Source organism: Streptomyces viridosporus, from assembly GCF_002078235.1.
Taxonomy (GTDB): domain Bacteria; phylum Actinomycetota; class Actinomycetes; order Streptomycetales; family Streptomycetaceae; genus Streptomyces; species Streptomyces viridosporus.
In genome coordinates, this window is sequence record NZ_MSGP01000030.1 from 1 (window position 1) to 6,952 (window position 6,952).

Annotated in this window: 4 protein-coding genes; 2 read left to right on the forward strand and 2 right to left on the reverse strand. The window is 72.4% G+C overall.

The window, feature by feature from the left end:
- Positions 1 to 96: 96 nt before the first annotated feature.
- Positions 97 to 1,305 (reverse strand): nucleotide sugar dehydrogenase, encoded by a 1,209-nt coding sequence (locus B7L92_RS02325; protein WP_081235836.1) that lies wholly within the window; start codon positions 1,303 to 1,305, stop codon positions 97 to 99.
- A gap of 273 nt (positions 1,306 to 1,578) precedes the next feature.
- Here B7L92_RS02325 and B7L92_RS02330 point away from each other — a divergent pair, with 273 nt between their 5' ends.
- Positions 1,579 to 3,285 (forward strand): glycerol-3-phosphate dehydrogenase/oxidase, encoded by a 1,707-nt coding sequence (locus tag B7L92_RS02330; RefSeq protein WP_081235837.1) that lies wholly within the window; start codon positions 1,579 to 1,581, stop codon positions 3,283 to 3,285.
- Between the two features lie 78 nt (positions 3,286 to 3,363).
- On the opposite strand, the gene B7L92_RS02335 is transcribed toward B7L92_RS02330, so the two are convergent.
- Positions 3,364 to 4,407 (reverse strand): serine hydrolase domain-containing protein, encoded by a 1,044-nt coding sequence (locus B7L92_RS02335; RefSeq protein WP_081235838.1) that lies wholly within the window; start codon positions 4,405 to 4,407, stop codon positions 3,364 to 3,366.
- Positions 4,408 to 4,577: 170 nt separating this feature from the next.
- Between B7L92_RS02335 and B7L92_RS02340 the strand changes: the two genes are divergently transcribed.
- On the forward strand, positions 4,578 to 6,641 hold the full coding sequence (locus B7L92_RS02340) for a serine/threonine-protein kinase (RefSeq protein WP_081235839.1): 2,064 nt from the start codon (positions 4,578 to 4,580) through the stop codon (positions 6,639 to 6,641).
- Positions 6,642 to 6,952: the final 311 nt, after the last annotated feature.

Genomic DNA, 6,952 nt, shown 5'->3' on the forward strand with positions numbered 1-6,952 from the left:
ACACGCCCACCCGCCGGGACCGGATCCGTCTTCGGGCGGTGGAGTGCCGGAGGAGGCGGCCCTTGCGGATCCTCGGGGGGTGGGCGGCCGCCCCTCTCACAACCGGTGCGCCGCCCCCGTGGGGGTCGCCCCCCGCGTGTCCAGCAGCAGCTGGGCCTTCACCGACAGGCCCTGCAGGTCGTAGGTGCGGTGCTGCTGGAGCAGGATCGTCAGGTCGGCGTCGGCGGCGGCCTCGTAGAGGGAGTCGGCGCGGGGGAGCGGGCGGTCGAGGACGCTCCAGGACGGCACGTGCGGATCGTGGTAGCTGACGGACGCGCCGAGCTCCATCAGCCGGATCGCGATCTCCTGGGCGGGGGAGCCCTGCAGGTCGGCGAGGTCGGCCTTGTAGGTGACGCCGAGGAGGAGCACGCGGGCGCCCCGCGCGGACTTGCCGTGCTCGTTGAGGAGCGCGGCGGCGCGCTGGACGACGTAGTGCGGCATCCGGCCGTTGACCTGCTGGGCGAGTTCCGCCATGCGCAGGGTGCGGCCCGCGTGGGCGGTCAGGTCCTGGGGCAGGGTGTGGCCGCCGACGCCGGGGCCGGGGCGGAAGGGGAGGAAGCCGAAGGGTTTGGTCTCCGCGCAGCGGATGACGTCCCACAGGTCGACGCCCAGGTCGTGGCAGAGCACGGCCATCTCGTTGACCAGGGCGATGTTGACGTGCCGGAAATTGGTCTCCAGCAGCTGCACGGTCTCCGCCTCGCGGGGACCGCGCGCGCGGACCACCTTGTCGGTGAGCCGTCCGTAGAAGGCGGCGGCCGACTCGGTGCAGGCCGGGGTGAGGCCGCCGATGACCTTGGGGGTGTTGGCGGGGGTGAAGTCGCGGTTGCCGGGGTCGACGCGGCTGGGGGAGTAGGCGAGGTGGAAGTCGCGGCCGGCGCGGAGCCCCGATCCCGACTCGAGCAGGCGCAGGAGGGGACCTTCCGTCGTCCCGGGGAGCGCGGGGGACTCGAGGATCACCGTGGTGTGCGGGCGCAGCCGGGCCGCGAGCGCGCGGGCGGCCGTCTCGACCTGGCTCAGGTCCGGTCCGCCGTCCGTGCCGCGCGGGGTCGGCGCGCAGATGACCGCGGTGCGCACCCGGCCGAGCTCGGCGGCGTTGGTCGTCGTGCGGAAGCCCTGGGCGAGCATGCGGCGCTGTTCGGCGGGGGTGAGGGAGCCCGCTTCGGGGCCGGTCCGGTAACCGATGGTGGGGATGCCGGCGGCGACGGCGGCCTGGGCCAGGGGCAGGCCGTACGGTCCGAGTCCGATGACGGCGAGATCTGCGGGCATGGCGTGGCCCGTCCTTCCCAGTAGCCGAAGCGGGACAGGTGCGCAAGCCCTGTGGACAGGACGGGCGAGCGCAATGTCAGACTAGGAGTAAATATGACCGATATGTGGGATTGGTCGGTCGAGTTTCGGTGAGTCGTCCCGCGGGGCTGTCCACGGGCTGCGGGTGTGTGGTGGCCGAAGCGGGGCAAGACGGTCAGAATTTGGGCATGAGGGAGGGGGACCGGGCTTCGCCCGACGGGTGCGGCCTACGCGATCGAAGAGCGGGAGGCAGCGGTGAGGACAGCGATACTGGGGCCGGCGCAGCGCGCCGAGTCACTCGCATCCATGGCCGAGCGCGAGCTGGACGTGCTGGTGGTGGGCGGCGGCGTGGTCGGCGCGGGCACCGCGCTCGACGCCGCGACCCGCGGCCTGTCCACGGGTCTGGTCGAGGCGCGTGACTGGGCGTCGGGCACCTCCAGCCGGTCCAGCAAGCTGATCCACGGCGGCCTGCGGTATCTGGAGATGCTCGACTTCGCGCTGGTGCGGGAGGCGTTGAAGGAGCGCGGTCTGCTGCTGGAGCGGCTCGCCCCGCACCTGGTGAGGCCGGTGCCGTTCCTGTACCCGTTGCGGCACAAGGGCTGGGAGCGGCTGTACGCCGGGTCGGGCGTCGCGCTCTACGACGCCATGTCGATGGCCCGCGGCCACGGGCGGGGCCTGCCCCTGCACCGCCACCTGAGCCGACGTCACGCACTGCGGGTTGCCCCCTGCTTGAAGAGGGAAGCGCTGGTCGGGGCGTTGCAGTACTACGACGCCCAGATGGACGACGCCCGGTTCGTGGCGACGCTCGTCCGCACGGCCGCGGCGTACGGCGCGAAGGTCGCCAACCGGGCGCGGGTGACCGGTTTCCTGCGCGAGGGCGAACGGGTCGTCGGCGCCCGGGTGCAGGACGTCGAGGGCGGCGGCGAGTACGAGGTCCGCGCCCGGCAGGTCGTCAACGCCACCGGGGTGTGGACCGACGACACCCAGGCGATGGTCGGGGAGCGGGGACAGTTCCACGTCCGGGCCTCCAAGGGCATCCACCTGGTCGTCCCCAAGGACCGCATCCACTCCACGACCGGGCTCATCCTGCGCACCGAGAAGTCCGTGCTGTTCGTCATCCCCTGGGGCCGGCACTGGATCGTCGGGACCACGGACACCGACTGGGACCTCGACAAGGCGCACCCGGCCGCGTCCAGCGCGGACATCGACTACCTGCTGAAACACGTCAACTCGGTGCTCGCGGTCCCGCTCACGCGGGACGACGTCGAGGGCGTGTACGCCGGCCTGAGGCCGCTGCTCGCGGGGGAGTCGGACGCCACCAGCAAACTGTCGCGCGAGCACACCGTGGCCCACCCCGTGCCGGGGCTCGTCGTGGTGGCGGGCGGCAAGTACACGACGTACCGGGTCATGGCCAAGGACGCGGTGGACGAGGCGGTGCACGGGCTCGACCTGCGTGTCGCCGACTGCGTCACCGAGGACACGCCGCTGGTGGGCGCCGAGGGGTACCGGGCGCTGTGGAACGCGCGGGCGCGGATCGCCGCGCGCACCGGACTGCACACGGTGCGGGTGGAGCACCTGCTGCACCGGTACGGATCGATGGCGGAGGAGGTCCTGGAGCTCATCGCCTCGGACCCCTCGCTGGGCGAGCCGCTGCAGGCGGCCGACGACTATCTGCGCGCCGAGATCGTCTATGCCGCCTCGCACGAGGGGGCGCGGCACCTGGACGACGTGCTGACGCGGCGCACCCGCATCTCGATCGAGACGTTCGACCGGGGGACGCGCAGCGCACGTGAGGCCGCCGAACTGATGGCCCCGGTGCTGGGCTGGGACGAGGACCGGATCGAGCGCGAGGTGGAGCACTACGAGAAGCGGGTGGAGGCCGAACGGGAGTCGCAGCGGCAGCCCGACGACCTGACGGCGGACGCGGCACGGCTGGGGGCCCCGGACATCGTGCCGTTGTAAGGGAGCCGGCCCGAACCGCTCCTCGCGTCACTCGAACGAGTGGCGCAAACCGGGATCTCCGTTCGGAACCCGGTCGTTCTACGGGGTGCGGGGGCAGAACTCGGCCGCGAGCACCGCGGGTTCGAGACCGGGGTCCGTCACTGTGTCCGTGTTGACCCGGAAGGTCAGGACGTGTCGGCCGTCGACGGTGGCCGCGGTGCGCACGTAGCTGCCGGAGATGCGTCCGTTGTGCCCCCACACGGTGGTGCCGCACGGGAGCTCCACGGGGAACAGACCCAAGCCGTACGAGCCGTGTGTGGCACGGGTGTCGAGCATCTCGCGCAGTCGGGGAGGGGGCAGCAGCTCACCGCCGAGCAGGGCCGCGTAGAAGCGGTCCAGGTCGGCCAGCGTGGTCACCAACTCGCCCGCGGCGCCGGCCACCCGCGGGTCGAGCAGGGTGACGTCGGTTCCGTCGGCGGCGTAGGCGCGGCCGTAGGGCCGGGGCAGTGACCTGCGGGAGCCCGGGAAGGAGGTGCCCGTCAGACGCAGAGGGGTGATGATGCGGCGCTCGGCCTCGACGGCGTAGGAGCGGCCGGTGACCTGTTCGACGACCAGGCCGAGCAGGACGTAGTTGGTGTTCGAGTAGGAGAAGCGGCCGCGGTCGGCCGGGGAGTGGGTGAGCGCGATGCGTACGGCCTGAAGGGGCGTGACCGGGACGGCGCCTGCCGTGTCCGCGGAGAAGTCGTACAGGCCGCTGGTGTGGTTGAGCAGGGAACGCAGGGTCAGCATGCGGCCGTTGTTGCCCGCTCCCCGTACCAGGCCGGGCAGATGCTCCTCCACGGTGTCGGACAGCGACAGCTTCCGCTCGTCGGCCAGTTGCAGCACGACGGTCGCGATGAACGTCTTCGTGACGCTTCCGCCGCGGAAGTGGTCGGCCCGCGCCATGCCCTCTCCGGCGTGGGCGTAGCGGGAGCCGCTCCCGTCCAGGGACAGCAGGGCCGCGCCCGGGGCCCCGCCCGGTGCGACCCAGGACGGAAGGAGCGCGTCCGCGGGCGAGGCCGCCGGGGCCGACGAAGCGGTCGGGGCCAGAGCGAGCAGAGCGAGGGCCACGGGAACGGCCAGTAGTGTCCGAAGCGGCGGCATCCCGGCTCCTCCCTCGTCGGAGGTTCATCATGCAAGCTGGCGGAACAAGGCCTTCAGCCGGGCTCCGCGCGCCCGGCCCCGGCACACCGTCAGAGGCACCCTGGGCGTCGGTCACTTGTCGGGTGAGGGACAATGAAGGCTCTGTCAGGGCGGGTTGCATGAGGGGACGCATGTCGGAGGCGGAGCGGGCGGGGACATCTCGTCAGAACAAGGACGCACGTCTCCTCGCCGGGCGGTACCGGCTGGGAGACGTGCTCGGCCGCGGCGGCATGGGGACGGTGTGGCGGGCCGAGGACGAGACCCTGGGACGTACCGTCGCCGTCAAGGAACTCCGCTTCCCGTCGAACATCGACGAGGAGGAGAAGCGGCGGCTGATCACGCGGACGCTGCGCGAGGCCAAGGCGATCGCACGGATCCGCAACAACAGCGCCGTGACCGTCTTCGACGTGGTCCAGGAGGACGACCGGCCCTGGATCGTGATGGAACTCGTCGAGGGCAAGTCGCTCGCCGAGGCCATCCGGGAGGACGGCCTGCTGGAGCCGAAGCGTGCCGCCGAGGTCGGGCTGGCCGTGCTCGACGTGCTGCGCTCCGCGCACCGCGAGGGCATCCTGCACCGTGACGTGAAGCCGTCGAACGTACTGATCGCCGATGACGGTCGGGTGGTGCTCACCGACTTCGGCATCGCCCAGGTCGAGGGCGACCCGTCCATCACCTCGACCGGCATGCTGGTCGGCGCGCCCTCCTACATCTCCCCGGAGCGGGCCCGCGGGCACAAGCCGGGGCCGGCGGCCGACCTGTGGTCGCTCGGCGGGCTGCTGTACGCGGCGGTGGAGGGTTCGCCGCCGTACGACAAGGGGTCCGCGATCGCGACGCTCACGGCGGTGATGACCGAGCCGCTCGAGGAGCCGAAGAACGCGGGACCGCTTCGGGACGTCATCCACGGGCTGCTCACCAAGGACCCCGCCCAGCGGCTCGACGACGCCGGTGCCCGGGCGATGCTGAACGCGGTCATCCACGCGCCGGAGGCCAGGACGGCCGGGTCGGAGCCCGCGGACGCGACGAAGGTCGTGCCGCTGCCCGGGCAGCCCGGTGGGCGGAGCGGCTCCGGGAGCGGGCAGGGCGAGGAGCCCGGGGAGAAGCTGCGGGGCGCGTTGCGTTCCGTGCGGAAGGCGGCGGCGGTCGCCGGTTCGGCCGGAGCGGCGGCCGCGGCACGCGCCAAGTCCGGCGGCCCGGAGGCGTCTACGAGGGCCGGCGGAGCACCCGGGACCCGGGCGGCGGGGGCGCCCGGAGCGCGGACGGGCGCGGCGCCGTCCGCTTCCGCCCCGGCCACGGGACAGGCGACCGCGCAGGACACGCCGGCCTCGGGCGGGCGGAGTTCGGGATGGCCGGTGATGACGCCGCCGGACCTGCCGGCGAGGCCCGCGCCGAAGGCGTCGCTCACCGACGTCGTGCCGCGGCGGACCCTGGTGATCATCGCGGTGGCCGTGGTGCTCGCCGTCCTCGGCGCCGTGCTGTTCTTCGCGCTCGACGGCGACGACGAGAGCGGCCAGGGGGCGAAGGGGAGCGGCGTCGGCGAGGTCCTCGACGACGGGACGCCGAGCGCGGACACCAGGAGCGACGAGGGCGACGGCACCCGCACCGACGGCACGGCGACCGGACCGGCGGACGGGGAAACCGGTGCGTCGGCGGACACCCCGGGGGCCGGCGGCGACGGAGCGGGCAATTCCGACGACTCCGACGACTCCGAAGAGTCGAACGGCTCCGGCGACTCGGACGACTCCGACGAGGACGGCGGCGGTGCCCCCGTGAAGGAGACGTACGAGGGGAAGCAGGGGTACTCGATCGGGCTGCCCGCGGGCTGGAAGTACCGGTCGACGGGGAGCGCCGGGGACCGGTTCACCGGGCCCGACGGGCAGAAGCTGCTCATCGCCTGGACGTCCACGCCGAAGGGCGACCCCGTGGCGGACTGGAAGAACCAGGAACGCTACATGGTGCGTTCGCAGTACCAGAGGATCCGCATCGAGGGGGTGGACTACCGGGGGTGGAACACGGCCGACTGGGAGTTCACCTACGTGGAGAGCGGGACGAAGTACCGGACCATCGACCGGGGGTTCGTCGTCGAGGGCCGGGTCGGTTACGCGCTGATGTACACGGCCAGGGCCGACCGGTGGGACGGTGAGCAGCGCAAGGACACCTGGCAGACGCTGACGAAGTCGTTCGAACCCAAGTCCTGAGCATGAGCGGGCCCCGGAACGGGAAATGAGATGTGGCATCCCCTCTCTGCGGGTTGCCTCCGGCACGTATCGTGAATGCTTGCGGACCGTACGAAGCCGGAACGGCCCGCTGGGCGAGCGGAACTGACCGACCGTACGGCCGGGGGAGGCAACGTGGAGGACTACGCGGGACGGGTTCTCGCCGACCGCTACCGCCTGCCGCTGCCGCCCTCCGACGAGTACGAACTCACCGAGACCCGCGCCTTCGACACCTACAGCGGTCAGGAAGTCCTGGTCCGGCAGACGCAATCTGCCGGACCAGGACTTCCTGA